Below are 15,760 nucleotides of genomic sequence, written 5' to 3' on the forward strand. Positions count from 1 at the left end.
CCCATGACCCACCCCCGAATTGGCTTCGCCTGCCAATACCGACATCCTGATCGCGGCCTCTCGGCGGCTGCGCTAAAGACAATCGAAGCCCCCTTCAGTCCGCGCACCACGACGTTACGATGGATGGACAGCGTCTCTCCACGGGTCGCCCGCGACAAGCTGTTGGAAATCATCACGCACAACCTCGACGCGCAGTTGCGCCTTATCGCCTACGTCGCCGAGCTGCCCCCGACCTTGCGCATGCTTCGACTGAGCAGCGATCTGTTGCCGTTCTATAGTCATCCGAAAGTGAGCGCGTTCTATCAGGACCCTGCCATTCAAAGCCAACTGGAAAAACGCTTCGGCGCGATTGGTGCGCTGGCGCGTTCAGCGGATATCCGGCTGTCCTTTCATCCTGGCCAATATTGCGTGCTGGGTTCGGATAAGCCGCCGGTGGTGGAGAACAGTCTCGCCGAGTTCGAATACCACGCCGACATGATCCGGATGATGGGCTTCGGTCAACGTTTCCAGGATTTTAAATGCAATGTGCACATCGCCGGGCGGCTAGGGGGCGAGGGGATACGTTCGGTCTGGCCGCGGTTGTCAGAGGTGGCGCGCAATTGCATCACCTTCGAGAACGATGAAAAGACCTACGGAGTGGATGACTGCCTGCAACTCTCCGATCTGGCGCCCGTCGTGCTGGATATCCATCACTGTTGGATCAACGAGAACGATTACATCGCGCCGGATTCCCCACGAGTCGATCGCATCATTGAAAGTTGGCGCGGCGTACGGCCCACCATGCATTACTCGCAACCACCGGAGCGACTGCAGGAGTTGGGTTTCGATGCAGACGATAAGCTTGAGATGGAAGCGTTGTTGAAGGTGGTGTCCAAGCGAGACCTATACGGCCACAGCGCGCAAATGTGGAATCGCTGGACGAACCAGTACGCCCTCAGGTTTCTGGACCGGTTCGACATAATGTTGGAGGCCAAGGACAAGAACGTGGCAGCGCAGGATTTTTATGAGGACGTTGTCCAGCGTTAATCGAATGACAAAATCCGGGCTGGCCCAGCACCAAACAGCATCAGGCAACCGCGCAGCAGTATCGAGCAAAGACCTTTTCTCATGGGCCGTTAAGGTTTTCTTGAAAGAACGTCTCAACTTAATTGCTGTGGGAGAACATCATGACCAAGTGGATGAGTTTGGCTTGGCAAGCCCGAGTGCTCGCACTGTCTTTCCTATTCTCAGCTGGCAGCAGCTGGGCTTCGGAAAGCGTTCAAGACACTAATACGGATCTGGTCCGCCAGGCTTTTGCGAATTGGCAGCAGGGCAAAGGCACGGTGTTCGACCTGCTGGCGCCCGATGCGAAATGGACGGTGGCTGGGACAAGCCCTGTGTCCGGTGTCTACACCAGCAAGGCTGAGCTGGCCCGAGCCGTGCGCCCGATCACCGCTCGGTTGGCTACGCCGATTGTCCCAACGGTGCAAAGCATCATCGCTGAGAACGATGTCGTGGTTGTTCTCTGGCGTGGCACAGCCACAGCACTTGATCACAAGCCCTATAACAATACTTATATGTGGCACATGACGCTCAAGGACGGGCAAATCATACAAGTGACGGCATTGTTGGACACTTATGTCCTGGATGAGCTCATGCGTCGGGTGACGCCAGCGCAATAACTTTTACAGGATCCCGCGTCGTCAGGATGATCCGCACCCCCATGACCACCCCAACCAGCACCGCCGCAAGCCCCGACGTTTCCAGGAGCGTCGGCAGCCGGCCGTGAAACCACAAGCCAAGCAGCGTCGCGAACAGCGACTCCAGGGCGATCAATTGCCCGGAAAGCACCATGGGCAAACGCCGCGACGCGGCGTTCCAGGCCCAGGCCCCGACAAAGGATGACATCAACGCGATCACGAAACCCCAGAGATATAAATGCCCCGCAACGGGAACGCTGAAACCCAGGCTCGGTAGTTTGAACAGGTCGAACGCTTGTACCACCGGTAACAAGCACAAGGTGCCCAGGCCGGCGCCAGTCATCATGAGGCCGGTCCACGCGCCAGACGCGTGGGCTGGCAGCGTGAGCAAGGCGCGCTGGTTCAACCAACTGAATGCGAGCCACAAGATCACGGCTCCGATTGAAAACAATAATCCCATCAACCACGATCCGCCGCCTGCAACGGGTTGATGGAGCGCGCCGAGATTCGACAGCAGAAGTCCGACCGTCAGGAATATCAGTGGGATCGCCAGTTTGCGCCACTGGAGGGTCTTGGAGGTGGCGTTGCCCAGCAGCGCCAGCAATACCGGCACCATTCCAATGAAGGCCGGGGTCAGCACCGGCCCGCCGAAAATGATGCCGGCGGCGATGCACGCGCTATAACCGAGGTAGCCGATCACGCCCAGGCTTGCGCCCAGAAGCACCTGGTCGCGATGCAGTAGCCTCAACTGGGCCCGATAAAGCAGCACGACACCCAGGCCCAAGGCACCGGCAATCAGGAACCTTACGACCAACAAATCATGGATCGTATAGGCGCCGGTGACGTAGGGCGCGATGAAATTCAACGCCCAGCTCAGTGTCGCGACGATTGCGAGGGCTACACCGGCGATGAGGTTTGAGTGCGTCTTCAATGTCAGGCAGGTTCTCCGATACGCCACCAATGAACGTCGATTTCATCATCGGTATGCGGTTCAATGTACTGGGCGCCTTCAGTGTAGGTCGTGAAACGATGTGATTGGAAGTTGCGGTGGCTGAGTGTGCAACCTGGCTTTTCCGACTCAAGCTGGCAGCATCCGCTCTGCAGGACGCCACAACATCAAAAAAGGAATTTACCTTGGGAATCATCCCCACCTTCCAAACCCGCCGCCTCATCCTCACGCCCTTGGCGCTGACGGACGCACCGGCAATTCAACGGCTATTCCCACATTGGGAAGTGGTCCGTTACCTGGACCGCCGCGTACCCTGGCCTTACCCGGCTGACGGCGCGCTGACCTACGTGCGCGACCATGCGCTGCCCGCCGTTGCCGCCGGACGCGAGTGGCACTGGATGATTCGTTTAGCCGAAGAGCCCACACAGCGCATCGGCAACATCAGCCTCTACGACCAGCCAGGCAATAACCGCGGTTTCTGGCTGGCACAGCAATGGCAGGGAAAAGGCTACATGCGCGAGGCTTGCGCGGTAATCAACGGCTATTGGTTCGAAACGCTGGAGCGTCCGGTCATGCGAGTGCCGAAGGCGGTTGGCAACCTGGCTTCGCGCAAGATTTCGGAGCGTGAAGGGATGCGCATGATCGGGACGCAGCAGGGTGATTTTGTCTGCGGGGCGTTGCTCAAGGAAATTTGGGAAATGACGCTTGAGGAGTGGTCTAGGGCAAAAGCTGCGTCAAGGACACCCAGTTGTACCTGAATGAGCCCAGATTGCTCCGAGTCACTTTGGCCAGACCCATACCAGGATCAAATTCATGCCGCTGAACTTCCACAAAATGCACGCCAACGGCGATGACTTCGTTATTGTCGATTCACGAAACTCGGCCAGTCCGGTGACAAGTGCCATAGCGCAGCGAATGGGCGATCGCAACCGCGGCGTGGGCTTCAACCAACTCGCGGTGCTGCTCGATTGCGACGATGCCGCTGCGCGGTTGATTTTCTGGAATGCGGATGGCTCCGCACTGGATGTTTGTGGCAGCGCGACGCGGGGTGCGGCGGACCTGCTCATGCGCGAAGCAAATGTGACTTCGCTGGTGCTGCGCACTCACCGTGGTCTGCTGACTTGCGAACGTACCCCAACCGGCAACATTTCAGTCGACATGGGCGTACCGCTTTTCGACTGGTCGGACATCCCTTTGGCGCAAGCAGTGGACACCGCTGCCTTGCCACTGGCTGGCAATCCAGCCGCGTGCAGCATGGGCAATCCGCACTGCACCTATTTTGTCGATGATCTGGCCGGTCTTGATATCGCGAAGGTCGGACCGGCTATCGAAACCGACGCTCTATTTCCACTCAAGACCAACGTTCATTTCGTCCAGATCATTGATCGCAGGCACATTCGATTGCGCATCTGGGAGCGTGGCGCCGGGGTCGCGCTGGGGTCAGGTTCTTGCTCCTGTGGTGCGGTTGTTAACGGAATTCGTCGGGGTTTGCTGGACAGCACCGTCGAGGTTGAATGCGATGGCGGAAGTGTGACCGTGCAATGGGATGGCGTGGGGTCTGTCTTTCTTGTCGGGCCGGTGGTGGCGAGTTTTTCGGGGACGTTGAACGTCGGCTGAGCGGTTTGGGTTTCTGACACCAAAGGGTTGATCGGAAAGTTATGCGCTATTTTCCAGGATACGGTCCTGGCGCCCGGAATGTCTGAGCAAAATCAGGTCAGCCAAGCTACCAGACGCGCTTCACATTAATGTTTATCACCTCACCCGCTGGTAAAGATAAGCAAGGCGATGAGAATCGCGAGAAGTGCGAGCATCACAAAACCGCCGACGACAACCGCCCAACCCCAGGCAAAACCGCTCTCTCCCTTGAAACGGCCACCGCTGAGTAGGCGAAGGATGAAAGCGCCAATCCGATGTGCCAACGTGTTGATCAGGCAATCAAAAATGTAATCCATTATTTTGGTCCCGGCATTTCAGTCGAGACGGCCAATGGCACGTGCAAGATTGGCGCGTGCCTGCTGTTCGAATGCGTCGAAGTATGCTGCGGTCGTATAAATGCGCCCGCGTGACAGGAAGCCTTCAAGCACCTGGCGCCGTTTTTGGCGGTATACAGGCAGTGGAACAAGCTGATACTCGCTGCGGATTTGCTGATCGTATTCCTCGAACCGTTCGAACGATGCCCCCAGGATCGCCAGATCCGTGTCCACCAGCACCGCTTCGTCTGCCGACGCTGGGGCACCGTCGTGTCGCGTCACCATGACCAGGTCGTAAAGCCTGCGTCGCGTTTCATCGCCCAGGCCGCCATCACGTGCCACGTCGTCCAGCCATTGCGCACTGCGCAGCTCGTTGTCGCTGCGCAGAGGGTCGTAGATCGCATCATGGAACCATAGCGCGAGGTCGACTTCGGCTGGGGCTTGGCAGGTAGCGTTGACGCACTGGCGCACCTGAAGGCATTCCTTCAAATGCTGCAGGTTGTGGTAAGCGCGATGCGGCTCGCTGTAGTGTCGAATGAGTGTTTCGTACGTTTCTCGTGACGCGTTTTCAACGCCCAGCTCCGCCCAGACACAAGCCCAGGCGGCGAGCCCTGTGCCCTCGGCCACGACGAGGTCGCCGTGTGTGCTGGCCGGGAGTGAACCGTTCCCTTCTGGCGAACCCGTCATCGTTCCTCCTGCGCTTCAAAAAATGAAAAAAGGCGACACCCAACAAGCTTGAACGAGGATCCATCCTGGTGGCTCCAACCATAGGGTGCTTTCAGCCTGAGCATCGGCGCAACCGTCTATCGCGTCCTTCTTATCTGCACAGACATGTTTTGAACTAGTCGGGGTTCCCTCCGAACGAAAACATCAGTAGGTGCGCATAACGAGGGAATTTCATGGCTGGCGCACCGACTCTGCCCTGGAGGTGTTCCAAATGAAAGCATTGCGCTGGCATGGAAAAAAAGATATCCGCTGTGATGACCATCTGCCCGATCCGACCATAGAAGACCCGCGAGACGCGATTATCAAGGTGACCTCGTGCGCGATTTGTGGCTCGGACCTGCACTTGTACGACGGCTTCATGCCCGGCATGAAGCATGGCGACATCATGGGCCATGAGTTCATGGGGGAAGTGGTGGAAGTGGGCTCGGCCAACAAGAAACTGAAGATTGGCGATCGCGTGGTGGTGCCCTTTACGATTTGCTGCGGTGAGTGCGATCAATGCCGCCGAGGTAATTTCTCGGTCTGTGAGCGCAGCAACCGCAACAAGGACCTGGCCGACAAGGCCTTCGGCCACACTACTGCCGGGCTGTTTGGCTATACGCACTTGACCGGCGGCTATCCTGGCGGGCAAGCCGAATATGTCCGGGTGCCTTACGCGGACTTCACCCCGGTCGTCATCCCGGACGGCCTGACCGATGAGCAAGTGCTCTTTCTCGGGGACATCTTTCCTACCGGATGGCAGGCCGCCGTGCAATGCGATATCCAGCCTACCGACACCGTGGCCATCTGGGGCGCCGGCCCAGTGGGGCAGTTTACCGTGCGCAGCGCGGTGATCCTGGGGGCCAAGCAGGTGGTGTGCATCGACAACGTGCCCGAGCGCCTGGCCATGGCCAAGGCCGGGGGCGCTATTACCATCAACTTTGATGACGAGAGTGTCCTGGACCGCTTGGCCGAGCTGACGGGTGGCAAGGGGCCAGAAAAGTGCATCGACGCGGTAGGCATGGAATCCCATGCGACCCGTTCGTTCGACTCCCTCTACGATCGGGTCAAGCAAGCGGTGATGCTGGAGTCCGACCGCCCCCACGTGCTGCGCGAGATGATGTACGTGTGCCGCCCCGCTGGCACGCTGTCCATCCCCGGAGTGTATGGCGGCTTGATCGACAAGATCCCGTTCGGCGCCGCCATGAACAAGGGCCTGACTTTCAAGATGGGGCAGACCCACGTGAACCGCTGGACCGACGACCTGCTCCAGCGCATCCAGGAGGGACAGATCGACCCGAGCTTCGTCATCACCCATACCGTGAGCCTTGAGGATGGTCCGGACATGTACAACACCTTCCGCGACAAGAAAGATGGCTGCGTGAAGGTGGTGCTCAAGCCTTGAACCTTCCGCTCCCCACGTTGCCTTGAGAAAATGCTGAACCCGTGGCGAGGGAGCTTGCTCCCGCTTGACCGGGCTGGCGCTCCAGTGCGAAGCGCTCACAAAATGGGGCCGCTATGCAGCCCGGCGGGAGCAAGCCCCCGCCACGATTCGGCATGACCCTCGCCTGCGTCAGGGCTATTCCCCAAGACATGTAGGAAATTGCCGTAATCCTTCCGCCCATTTTCCTCAATTACTGTCCATTTGCAGCCCGACACTTCCCACAATCCAATCGCGATTTCCCACTAAGCTCTGGATAATACGCGTTTGCTTGAGGTCACAAGCGCTCCCCCTCCATGGTTTTTTTGGCGGCTGAGAAGGATCGAACGCATGACAGATTGGCTCCAGAGCTATGGAGAAATGGCTGAACGGGTGCGAAGCCATGACTGGGAAGGCACGCCGCTGGGGTTGCCTGAGCAGTGGCCCGATGTGCTGAAGACGACAGCGGCGCTGAGCTTGGCCTCGCACTTTCCCCAGGCAATTGTGTGGGGACCGGACTTGATCACGCTATACAACGACGCGTTTGCGCCCATTCTTGGCAGCAAGCCCGAGGCGCTGGGGCGGCCGTTCAACGAGGTCTGGCAAGAAGCCTGGAGCGATATCGGACCGATCGTGGAAGCGGCGTTCAATGGGCAAGCGACCTATATCGAAAACTTCCCGCTGGTCATCGAGCGCGGCGACGGCCCCGAGCAAGCCTATTTCACGTTCTGCTACAGCCCCATCCGCGATCAGTTCGGCAAGGTCGTGGGCATGCTGGACACGGTTACCGAGACGACTTCTACGGTACTCATGACTCAACGGCTGGCGGTGCTTGATGCGATTGGCAGCGCCGTGGCGAATGCCACGGATCCGCAAGTCATCATGGCGACCACCGCGCGCATCCTCGCGGCGCACCTCAACCTGTCCAACTGCGCCTATGCGGATATGGATGAGGACGAGAACGGTTTTACGATCCGTGGTGATTGGGCGAGAGCTGGTTCGCCGAGCATCAAAGGGCATTACCGTCTGGCGGATTTCGGCCGGTTGGCGGTTACCAACCTGCGCGCCGGCAAGCCATTGGTGATCAACGACAACCTGGCGGAGCTGGCGCCAGAGGAAGCGGCAGCGTTCCAGTCGATAGGAATCGCGGCCACTATTTGCGTGCCGCTGATCAAGGACGGTCGTTTGACCGCCCTGATGGCGATCCACGACAAAACGCCCAGGATCTGGTCACCGAACGACCTGACATTGCTGCTGGAGGTCACCGAGCGATGCTGGGCTCACATCGAGCGTGCCCGTGCGGACGTCGCGGTGCGTGAAGGCCTGGCGGCCCTGGCCGAGCTGAACGCGACTCTGGAGCAGCGAGTCGAGGAGCGCACCACGCGACTGAAACAGACTGAAGCGGCGCTTCGCCAGTCGCAAAAGCTCGAAGCCATCGGCCAGCTCACCGGTGGCGTGGCCCATGATTTCAACAATCTATTGACCATCATCCGTTCTTCGGTCGACTTCCTGCGCATGCCCAACCTGTCCGATGAGCGCCGGCAGCGCTACATGACAGCCGTTTCCGAGACGGTGGAGCGGGCTTCGAAGCTGACCAGCCAGTTGCTCGCGTTTGCGCGGCGCCAACCGTTGAAGCCGGAAATCATCGACGTGGGCAAGCAAGTGCAGAGCCTGGGGGACATGCTCGAAACCGTGACCGGGGCTCGCATCCACGTCAAGGTCCAGTTGTGTGACCGGCCTTGCTACATCCGCGCAGACCTGAGCCAGTTCGAAACGGCGCTGATCAACATGGCCTTGAACGCCCGGGATGCCATGAACGGTCAGGGAACGCTGTGTTTGAGGCTCGATTGCGGTCACAGCATGCCGCCGATCCGGGGCCATGCCGGGGCGGGGCAAGCCTTTGCCGCGATCGCTCTTGAGGACACCGGAACGGGGATCACGCCGGACATACTCGAGCACATCTTCGAGCCGTTCTTCACCACCAAGGAGGTGGGTAAAGGAACAGGGCTGGGGTTGTCACAGGTCTTTGGTTTTGCCAAGCAGTCGGGAGGCAACGTCGATGTGTCAACCGTCGTCGGGAAGGGCACGGTATTCACGCTGTATCTTCCGGAAGTCGAGCCTGAGGAAGTACAGGCGCCAGGACGGGAGGAAACCACGCATCTGGTCCTGGAAAAAGGCCGGCGTCGGGTATTGGTGGTGGAGGACAATCTGGAAGTGGGACGTTTTGCCAATCAGATCCTGCAAGACCTTGGGTACGAAACGGAGTGGGCGACCAATGCCGAGCAGGCGCTGGAAATGATTGGCCCGGATGCGGCGCGGTTCGACGCCGTCTTTTCCGACGTCGTGATGCCAGGCATCAGCGGTATTTCCCTGGCGAGGGAATTGCGCAAGCGTCGCCCGGACCTGCCGGTGGTACTGACCTCTGGCTATAGCGAGGAGTTGGCCCGCAGCGGTCATGAGGGTTTCGAGTTCTTGTCCAAACCTTACTCCGCGGACCAGGTTTCCAGGGTGCTGAGCCGGACCATACTGGGTGCGGATTAGGTGTTTCTTTTTTGAAACAGTGGGTTCCGTTCGTCAGCCTGAGTTGTTGTGGACATGCAGTCTGTTGATGACCGGCTAGTCTCATTGGCGTGAAGGGCGATATTTCCAGGCAATCGGTTGTTGCCGGTATCGGCCTCGTCGAAAGGGGAAATGCGATGGGAGCACCATACAGCGAGGAAAATGGCGCCGCGTATCCGGTCAACGAAGGTTTACAGTGTGGTCAGGCGGCTTATCGATCAGATTTTGGCGACGAGCCCATCAAGTCCATCAGGACGAAAGTACCCAAGGTGCAGCGAGGGGAAAAAGCCAAGTTCCTGCCCCGTATACCCATCAGGAAATAATCGTCAGCGCAGCCCCGTCACCGAATGGGGCTTTTTTTGCACGTCGGTTTGTAAAATTAGGATGTTTCCTAAGTGTTTTTTATTTTTTTCCTACAGACAATTGCTTTCACGTTTCTTTCACACTCGACCGCGTAGTCTGAGCTCATCCGTTAGAAAGCAGTACCTGCCCGTTTCCCCAGCGGGCTTTTTTTTGCCTGTCATAAAACTACCTTCCTGTTTGTGGTCCAACCGTCATGGCTGTTGCGGTTTGGCGTACACTCGCGCCCGCGCGCGCCGGCCCTTTTTCCCCGATGCGGCATTCTTGAGGTTTTTATCATGCGTTTGACTTTGTCCACCTTGGTGCTTGGGCTTGTGCTCGCTCAGGGCGCGATGGCCGCTGGCGACGGTACTGCTGCGGTCGGCGGTGGTCTCGGCGGTGTGTTGGGTAATGTGGTCGGCCAGCAGATGGGCGGCAGCACGGGCGCCGCGATTGGCGCGGGTGTCGGCGGTGCGGCCGGCAGTGCGGTGGGGGCTCGCAAGGGCAGCCGTACGGAAGCAGCCATCGGTGGTGGCCTGGGTTCGGCGGGCGGTTCGATCGTCGGCAACCGTTTGGGCGGATCGACAGGATCCACCATCGGCGCGGGTATCGGCGGGGCTGCCGGCGGTGCGTTGGGCAGCAATCTTTCCAACGACAATGATGGCCATTCGGGCGGCAAGAAGCACAAGCACAAGAAAAAGCATCGCTGAGTGAGCACGCATTAAAAAAACCGGCCTAGTGCCGGTTTTTGCTTATTGGCATTTGGCCGGAACGTTTGCGTTCCCATCGCCTCGAATTCATACATTCACTTGCGATTGTGAGGTCTGCCATGACGCCGGAAACCGAAGGCAAGGAAGAAAAAGGCCCGTCGGGTGTTCCCTTCATCAATGATCCGGGCGTCAACGATCCGGGCAACGAAGATCCCGGTTCCCTGATGGATGATGCCCAGGTTCCCTTGATCGAGGATGAAGATGCCGAGCTTGAGGACGAATCCTACGACTGAGTCGTCTTGCTCCGATAACTGCGCCACCAGGAGGTTGAAATGACTGCCGACACGCCCATTCCCGAAGACGATGAAACGCCGGAGTATCCATTGGGCTCACCCACCGACCCGCTGGGCCGCAATCAGCGGCCACCTGATGACGAGGACAGCGGCGTCGAGCAGGTTCCAATCGACGACCAGGACGTCGAGGCGGCTCCGGAAGATCCGGATATCGCCGGTGACGATGCTTCGGGCAAGCCCAGCTGATCACTTCCGCCCGTCGATTTTGCGGCACCATCGGCGCGCCAGGGTTGCCAGACATCAGGTAATCATCTGAAAAGGAGATTGACCATGATGAAGGTAAACCTGACGGCCGTGGCACTCGCTGGCGTCCTTTCCGCCAGTTCAATGGCAGCTTTTGCCCAGTCTTCGGATAACGCGCCCGTGGACAAGGGAGGCATGCCACCCTCGACCCAGATGGACGCCGGATCCACCACCGAGACTACCGGCAACGCCTTGCCACCCGGCTCCGTGGGAGGAGGCAACGGCGGTGATGCCAGCGGCAGCAGCACCAGTCCGGGAACCGGCAGTGGTTCCACCAGCGGTGGCAGCACGATGGGGGGCGGTTCCGGCACAGGCAGTGGAACCGGTAGCAGCGGCGGCAGCGGAAGCGCAAGTGGCAGCTCAAGCGGCGGCGGATCGGGCTCCGGTTCAGGGAGTTCCGGCGGTTGATGCACCAACCGACTGCTGATCATCCAACCTAAGGGTGGCGAGGGGGCTTGCAGCAGCCACCCCCTCGCCATCGTCACGAAAATTTCCCATTGCCTGCACCGAGCGCGCCTCGCTATTCTGCTGAATCCTTTAAGGCGAACACGCTGCGCCGGGCGCACCTGAGCCATCCCTGGAATGTTGTGTTGATAACGGATCAGATGCGATGAATGCACCGCTGAAAAAGTTTGGCCCGATCAAGGCCGTGATTTTCGACATGGATGGCTTACTGCTGGACACCGAAGGCATCTATACCGAGGTCACCTCCATCATCGCCGAGCGCTACGGGCGCACGTTCGACTGGAGCGTCAAGCAGAACATCATCGGGCGCGGCGCCACGGACCTGGCCAATTACGTCGTCCAGGCGCTGGAATTGCCGATCACCCCGCAAGAATTCCTGATCATTCGCGAACCCTTGATGCGCGAGCGTTTTCCCCATGCCCTGGGAATGCCTGGGGCCGAAGAACTGGTGCGGCATCTCAAGGCTCACGACGTTCCGATTGCGGTGGGGACGAGTTCGGCGCGCCAGTCGTTCGAGCTGAAAACCACCCTGCATCGGGATTGGTTCGCGTTGTTCGATTTTATCGTGACGGCAGATGACCCTGAAGTCGGTGCGGCCAAGCCGGCGCCGGATATCTTCCTCACTGCGGCCCGACGCCTGGGCGTCGAGCCTCGCGATTGCCTGGTGTTCGAGGACTCGCCGTTCGGCGTCACGGCGGCGAAAGCGGCGGGCATGACTGCCATCGCTATCCCGGACTCGGCCATGGCTGATGAAAAGTACGCCCACGCCGACGCGATCATCCGTTCGCTCAAGCTGTTCCAGCCAAGCCTGTGTGGGTTGCCGGAACTGGAGTGGGCTTGAGGCAAAGGGCTGCTGGGCACCCCTGCGGTTTGGCTTGGATCAGGCGCCGAAACCACCGTCGATGGTCAGGCTGGCCCCGGTGATGTAGGCGGCTTCCGGGCCCGCGAGGTAGGCAACGAAGCTGGCGATTTCCTCTACCGTGCCATAGCGACCCACTGCCATCAGGTCTATCAGGCTGGAGGCGAAGTCACCATCGGCCGGGTTCATGTCGGTGTCCACCGGGCCGGGTTGCACATTGTTGACGGTGATTCCCCGTGGGCCGAGGTCCCGCGCCAGGCCTTTGGTCAGGCCCACCAGCGCGGACTTGCTCATGGCATACGTGGCGCCGCCGGTGAAAGGCATGCGATCGGCGTTGGTGCTGCCGATGTTGATGACGCGTCCACCTTCGCTCATGTGTCGCGCAGCGGCCTGGGTGGCGACGAATACGCTGCGCACGTTGATGGCCAGGGTCTGGTCGAAATCTTCCAGCTTGAACTCGTCCAGCGGCGCCATCGCCAGCACGCCTGCATTGTTCACCAGGATATCCAGCCGGCCGAAGGCTTCGACTGTGGCCGATACTGCGTTGCGGATGGCCTCGGCGTCGGCGCTGTCGGCCTTGATCGCCAGGGCTTTGCCGCCGGTTGCGGTGATGCTGTCTTGCAATGCTTCGGACTTGGCGGCGGAGCTGACGTAGGTGAAGGCTACTGCCGCACCTTCCGCCGCCAGGCGCTTGACGATAGCGGCGCCGATGCCGCGGGAACCGCCTTGGATCAATGCGACTTTTCCACTCAGTGCTTGGGTGCTCATGTTGATGTTCTCCAAAGGTGCCAGGGCGAGATGCCACGGTGGTGGGGCGAGTATCGAGACTGGGTGACCCGCTGTGTAGACCTATATTGTTATAGTCTGTGTAAACCAAAAGTTTATAGTGGGCGCCATGGAGAGTTTCAGCAGTATCGAATGTTTTGTTCGCAGCGCCGAAGTTGGCAGCTTTGCCGAGGCTGCGCGTCGCTTGAGCCTGACGCCCGCGGCAGTCGGCAAAAGCGTGGCAAAGCTGGAAGCGCGCTTGGGGGTGCGGCTGTTCCAGCGCAGCACTCGCAGCCTGGCGTTGACGGAGGCCGGCCAGCTTTTCCTGCGGGAAGTGGGCAGCAGCTTCGCTACGATCCAGAACGCCGTCGCCAACCTCGCCAGCGCCGGTGGCCAGCCTGCCGGCACCCTGAAGGTGAGCATGGGCACGGCGTTTGGGCGGTTGTACGTGGTGCCGTTGTTAGGGGAATTCCTGCGGCGGTATCCGGCCATCAGCCCGGACTGGCATTTCGATAACCGCCAGGTAGACCTGATCGGCCATAGTCGAGCCTGAGGATCTGGCGCAACATCGGGGCATCTTGATTCGCTCGCCACAAACCGGGCGTGTCCGCTCATGGCAATTGACCAGCTGCCACCACCAGCAGAGCCCGCTCATGCTTAAACCAGGCATGACCATGAGTGACTCCGAGGCCGATTGTGCCGCCGCAGCGCAGGGGTTGGGCATCGGTCTGGTCAGTATGCCGATCGCCGTTCCCTTTCTGCAGAGCGGCGCAGTGCAACGGGTATTGCCGGACTGGTACGTTGATGACGGTAACATTTCGATCTATTACGCCGAGCACAAATTGCTGCCAGGCAAGACCCGGGCCTTTGTGGATTTCATCATCGAACAGTTTGCCGAGCAGGGGTTGGCCGAGCGGTTCAGTGCCGTTTGAGTCAGGCTCCCATCGGGGGATTTCAGCGGCCGCATAAAATATGCTCGCCGCGAAACCTTTGGCAGAGAGCCTGCGCGCGGAGGGTGCGATGCGGTCTAGCGCTGGAAACTCACCGCCCGAACCGCCCCGGCCAGCCCACGATGTTCTTCGGCCGAGGCGTCGCATAGGTACGCACTTTCGAGGTGGACAGCCCCAGCCTAACCAGCGATTCGGCAATCGTCACCGCGGCCGTTACACCATCGACCACCGGTACGCCGGTGCGCTGGTGGATCTGCTCATCGAGCCCGGCCATGCCGCCGCAACCCAGGCAGATCACTTCCGCTTTGTCCTGCCTGACCGCCAGTTCGGCTTGCTGCACGATGGCTTCAACCGCCCGTTGCGGGTCCTGCTCAAGCTCCAATACCGCCAGGCCGCTGGCCCGAACCGAGGCGCAACGGTCGAACAGGCCGGAGAGTTTGAGACGGTCTTCGATCAGCGGCACGGTGCGATCGAGCGTCGTGACCACCGAGTAGGCATGGCCCAGGAACATCGCGGTGCTGGCGCCAGCGTCAGTGATGTCCACCACCGGCACGTCGAGCAATTCCTGCAAGCCTTCGCGCCCATGCTCGCCGTAACCCGCCTGGATCACCGCATCGAACGGCTGATCGTAGGACATTACCCGATCCATCACGGCAATGGCTGCCAGGTAGCTCTCGAAATTGCCTTCGATGGAATCGGCACCGAAATGTGGCGTGAGCCCGATGATCTCGGTGCCCGGCGCGGCGACGGCTTGGGCCTGTCGAGCAATGGCCTGGGTGATGGATTCGGTGGTATTGACGTTGACGATGAGAATTCGCATGAAGAGTCCTTTCGGTAGCTTCAACAAGGATTCGGTGCTGACGTCCCCGTAGTGGACGTCGCGCTGCGTAACGAACCGCTATAACCCGGGAGCGATCAAACAGTCTTGGATTTGGCGATGATGTTGCCGGCATGCAGCCCGCATTCTTTCTGCGTAGCTTCTTCCCACCACCAGCGGCCTTCGCGCTCATGTTGGTTCGGCAGGACCGGGCGGGTGCACGGTTCGCAGCCGATGCTGATGAAGCCGCGCTCATGCAAGCTGTTATAAGGCAGCTCAAGCATGCGGATATAACCCCAGACTTCTTCGCTGGTCATCTGTGACAGAGGGTTGAATTTGTACAGTGTGCGCTCCGGCGTCGAGAACGCCGTGTCGATTTCCAATACCGCCACCTGGCTACGTGTACCCGGGCTCTGGTCGCGGCGCTGCCCGGTGGCCCAGGCACGAACGTCAGTCAGCTTGCGTCGCAATGGCTCGATCTTGCGGATGCCGCAGCACTCGCCGTGGCCGTCCTTGTAGAAGCTGAACAGGCCTTTTTCCTTCACGAAAGGGTCCAGTTTCGTATGGTCGGGCGAGATCAATTCGATGTCGATCTTGTAGTGTTCGCGCACCTGGTCGATGAACCGATAGGTTTCCGGGTGCAGGCGGCCGGTGTCGAGGCTGAACACCTTGACGTTCTTGTTCAGCTTCCAGGCCATGTCCACCAGCACCACGTCTTCGGCGCCGCTGAAGGATATCCACAGATCATCGCCGAATTCGGCGAAGGCCAGCTTGAGGATATCCTGGGGGGACTTGTTGGCATAGGTCGTGGCGAGTTCCACGACGTCAAACGATGGGCTCATCAGGGCGGCTTCCTACAGGTCGGTGGCGCTGGGCGCTCTATATGGGGCTGATGTTAACAAAAGCAGCCGGGGCTGGCGCGTCCCTGTGCGTTGCGCGTACTTTGACGAATGGCTAGAGTCGGCAAGCCTTTTATT

The 15,760-nt window shown here is 59.6% G+C and carries 17 protein-coding genes and 1 pseudogene; 12 read left to right on the plus strand and 6 right to left on the minus strand.

Translation table 11 applies throughout. The features are described 5' to 3' along the window. Positions 1 to 3 precede the first annotated feature (3 nt). Both uvsE and VQ575_RS08295 read left to right on the plus strand, forming a co-directional pair. Positions 4 to 1,026 (plus strand): UV DNA damage repair endonuclease UvsE, encoded by a 1,023-nt coding sequence (gene uvsE, locus VQ575_RS08290; protein WP_325919430.1) that lies wholly within the window; start codon positions 4 to 6, stop codon positions 1,024 to 1,026. 140 nt (positions 1,027 to 1,166) lie between these two features. Then, positions 1,167 to 1,661 (plus strand): nuclear transport factor 2 family protein, encoded by a 495-nt coding sequence (locus tag VQ575_RS08295; protein WP_411829938.1) that lies wholly within the window; start codon positions 1,167 to 1,169, stop codon positions 1,659 to 1,661. On the opposite strand, the gene VQ575_RS08300 is transcribed toward VQ575_RS08295, so the two are convergent. Further along, positions 1,633 to 2,610 (minus strand): DMT family transporter, encoded by a 978-nt coding sequence (locus VQ575_RS08300; RefSeq protein WP_411829939.1) that lies wholly within the window; start codon positions 2,608 to 2,610, stop codon positions 1,633 to 1,635. The two genes, VQ575_RS08295 and VQ575_RS08300, sit on opposite strands and share 29 nt — an antisense overlap. A 203-nt stretch (positions 2,611 to 2,813) precedes the next feature. Between VQ575_RS08300 and VQ575_RS08305 the strand changes: the two genes are divergently transcribed. Together VQ575_RS08305 and dapF are read left to right on the plus strand one after the other, a co-directional pair. Next, a complete protein-coding gene (locus tag VQ575_RS08305; RefSeq protein WP_198727276.1) occupies positions 2,814 to 3,386 on the plus strand; it encodes a GNAT family N-acetyltransferase in 573 nt (190 codons plus the stop codon). 55 nt (positions 3,387 to 3,441) lie between these two features. Next, the gene (dapF, locus tag VQ575_RS08310) at positions 3,442 to 4,245 is read left to right on the plus strand and encodes a diaminopimelate epimerase (RefSeq protein ID WP_325919431.1); all 804 of its coding nucleotides are present in this window, start codon (positions 3,442 to 3,444) and stop codon (positions 4,243 to 4,245) included. Positions 4,246 to 4,385: 140 nt separating this feature from the next. Here the strand turns inward: dapF and VQ575_RS08315 are convergent, their stop codons facing one another. Next, complete coding sequence (locus VQ575_RS08315) at positions 4,386 to 4,580, minus strand: hypothetical protein (protein WP_325919433.1); 195 nt, start codon at positions 4,578 to 4,580, stop codon at positions 4,386 to 4,388. A gap of 18 nt (positions 4,581 to 4,598) precedes the next feature. Continuing rightward, positions 4,599 to 5,285 (minus strand): HD domain-containing protein, encoded by a 687-nt coding sequence (locus VQ575_RS08320; RefSeq protein ID WP_039593703.1) that lies wholly within the window; start codon positions 5,283 to 5,285, stop codon positions 4,599 to 4,601. Between the two features lie 250 nt (positions 5,286 to 5,535). On the opposite strand from VQ575_RS08320, the gene VQ575_RS08325 reads away from it, so the two are divergent. The 7 genes from VQ575_RS08325 (at position 5,536) to VQ575_RS08355 (ending at position 12,233) form a co-directional block, all read left to right on the plus strand. After that, a complete protein-coding gene (locus VQ575_RS08325) occupies positions 5,536 to 6,708 on the plus strand; it encodes a zinc-dependent alcohol dehydrogenase (RefSeq protein ID WP_039593704.1) in 1,173 nt (390 codons plus the stop codon). 366 nt (positions 6,709 to 7,074) lie between these two features. Next, positions 7,075 to 9,264, plus strand: a complete 2,190-nt coding sequence (locus VQ575_RS08330) for a response regulator (protein ID WP_325919434.1) — start codon at positions 7,075 to 7,077, stop codon at positions 9,262 to 9,264. 656 nt (positions 9,265 to 9,920) lie between these two features. Next, entirely contained in the window at positions 9,921 to 10,331 is a 411-nt protein-coding gene (locus VQ575_RS08335) for a glycine zipper domain-containing protein (protein WP_039593707.1), read from the plus strand. A gap of 119 nt (positions 10,332 to 10,450) precedes the next feature. Next, positions 10,451 to 10,624: a hypothetical protein gene (locus VQ575_RS08340; protein ID WP_196304790.1), complete on the plus strand. Its 174-nt coding sequence runs from the start codon at positions 10,451 to 10,453 to the stop codon at positions 10,622 to 10,624. Positions 10,625 to 10,663: 39 nt separating this feature from the next. Continuing rightward, positions 10,664 to 10,870 carry a hypothetical protein gene (locus tag VQ575_RS08345; RefSeq protein WP_039593708.1) on the plus strand — a complete coding sequence of 69 codons (207 nt, stop codon included), beginning with the start codon at positions 10,664 to 10,666 and terminating at the stop codon, positions 10,868 to 10,870. Positions 10,871 to 10,954: 84 nt separating this feature from the next. Further along, a complete protein-coding gene (locus tag VQ575_RS08350; protein WP_080942561.1) occupies positions 10,955 to 11,335 on the plus strand; it encodes a hypothetical protein in 381 nt (126 codons plus the stop codon). Between the two features lie 202 nt (positions 11,336 to 11,537). Beyond that, a complete protein-coding gene (locus VQ575_RS08355) occupies positions 11,538 to 12,233 on the plus strand; it encodes an HAD-IA family hydrolase (protein WP_039593709.1) in 696 nt (231 codons plus the stop codon). A gap of 39 nt (positions 12,234 to 12,272) precedes the next feature. Here VQ575_RS08355 and VQ575_RS08360 read toward each other — a convergent pair whose 3' ends face one another. Next, positions 12,273 to 13,019, minus strand: a complete 747-nt coding sequence (locus VQ575_RS08360; RefSeq protein WP_039593710.1) for a 3-oxoacyl-ACP reductase family protein — start codon at positions 13,017 to 13,019, stop codon at positions 12,273 to 12,275. Positions 13,020 to 13,146: 127 nt separating this feature from the next. On the opposite strand from VQ575_RS08360, the pseudogene VQ575_RS08365 reads away from it, so the two are divergent. Then, positions 13,147 to 13,948, plus strand: a pseudogene (locus VQ575_RS08365) (LysR family transcriptional regulator). Positions 13,949 to 14,057: 109 nt separating this feature from the next. On the opposite strand, the gene VQ575_RS08370 reads toward VQ575_RS08365, so the two are convergent. Together VQ575_RS08370 and VQ575_RS08375 are read right to left on the minus strand one after the other, a co-directional pair. Beyond that, positions 14,058 to 14,786, minus strand: a complete 729-nt coding sequence (locus VQ575_RS08370; protein WP_045156558.1) for an aspartate/glutamate racemase family protein — start codon at positions 14,784 to 14,786, stop codon at positions 14,058 to 14,060. A 95-nt stretch (positions 14,787 to 14,881) separates the two neighbouring features. After that, positions 14,882 to 15,625, minus strand: coding sequence for a phosphoadenylyl-sulfate reductase (locus tag VQ575_RS08375; protein WP_039593713.1), 744 nt, complete (start codon positions 15,623 to 15,625; stop codon positions 14,882 to 14,884). Between the last annotated feature and the right edge of the window lie 135 nt (positions 15,626 to 15,760).

Source organism: Pseudomonas frederiksbergensis (genome assembly GCF_035751725.1).
In the GTDB taxonomy this organism is placed as follows: Bacteria; Pseudomonadota; Gammaproteobacteria; order Pseudomonadales; family Pseudomonadaceae; genus Aquipseudomonas; species Aquipseudomonas frederiksbergensis_A.

Excerpts from the sequence above, each read along its gene's own strand:
- uvsE (WP_325919430.1), top strand. The coding sequence starts at position 4 with ATGACCCACCCCCGAATTGGCTTCGCCTGCCAATACCGACATCCTGAT.
- VQ575_RS08295 (WP_411829938.1), top strand. The coding sequence starts at position 1,167 with ATGACCAAGTGGATGAGTTTGGCTTGGCAAGCCCGAGTGCTCGCACTG.
- dapF (WP_325919431.1), top strand. The coding sequence starts at position 3,442 with ATGCCGCTGAACTTCCACAAAATGCACGCCAACGGCGATGACTTCGTT.
- VQ575_RS08315 (WP_325919433.1), bottom strand. The coding sequence starts at position 4,580 with ATGGATTACATTTTTGATTGCCTGATCAACACGTTGGCACATCGGATT.
- VQ575_RS08320 (WP_039593703.1), bottom strand. The coding sequence starts at position 5,285 with ATGACGGGTTCGCCAGAAGGGAACGGTTCACTCCCGGCCAGCACACAC.
- VQ575_RS08325 (WP_039593704.1), top strand. The coding sequence starts at position 5,536 with ATGAAAGCATTGCGCTGGCATGGAAAAAAAGATATCCGCTGTGATGAC.
- VQ575_RS08330 (WP_325919434.1), top strand. The coding sequence starts at position 7,075 with ATGACAGATTGGCTCCAGAGCTATGGAGAAATGGCTGAACGGGTGCGA.
- VQ575_RS08335 (WP_039593707.1), top strand. The coding sequence starts at position 9,921 with ATGCGTTTGACTTTGTCCACCTTGGTGCTTGGGCTTGTGCTCGCTCAG.
- VQ575_RS08340 (WP_196304790.1), top strand. The coding sequence starts at position 10,451 with ATGACGCCGGAAACCGAAGGCAAGGAAGAAAAAGGCCCGTCGGGTGTT.
- VQ575_RS08345 (WP_039593708.1), top strand. The coding sequence starts at position 10,664 with ATGACTGCCGACACGCCCATTCCCGAAGACGATGAAACGCCGGAGTAT.
- VQ575_RS08350 (WP_080942561.1), top strand. The coding sequence starts at position 10,955 with ATGATGAAGGTAAACCTGACGGCCGTGGCACTCGCTGGCGTCCTTTCC.
- VQ575_RS08355 (WP_039593709.1), top strand. The coding sequence starts at position 11,538 with ATGAATGCACCGCTGAAAAAGTTTGGCCCGATCAAGGCCGTGATTTTC.
- VQ575_RS08360 (WP_039593710.1), bottom strand. The coding sequence starts at position 13,019 with ATGAGCACCCAAGCACTGAGTGGAAAAGTCGCATTGATCCAAGGCGGT.
- VQ575_RS08370 (WP_045156558.1), bottom strand. The coding sequence starts at position 14,786 with ATGCGAATTCTCATCGTCAACGTCAATACCACCGAATCCATCACCCAG.
- VQ575_RS08375 (WP_039593713.1), bottom strand. The coding sequence starts at position 15,625 with ATGAGCCCATCGTTTGACGTCGTGGAACTCGCCACGACCTATGCCAAC.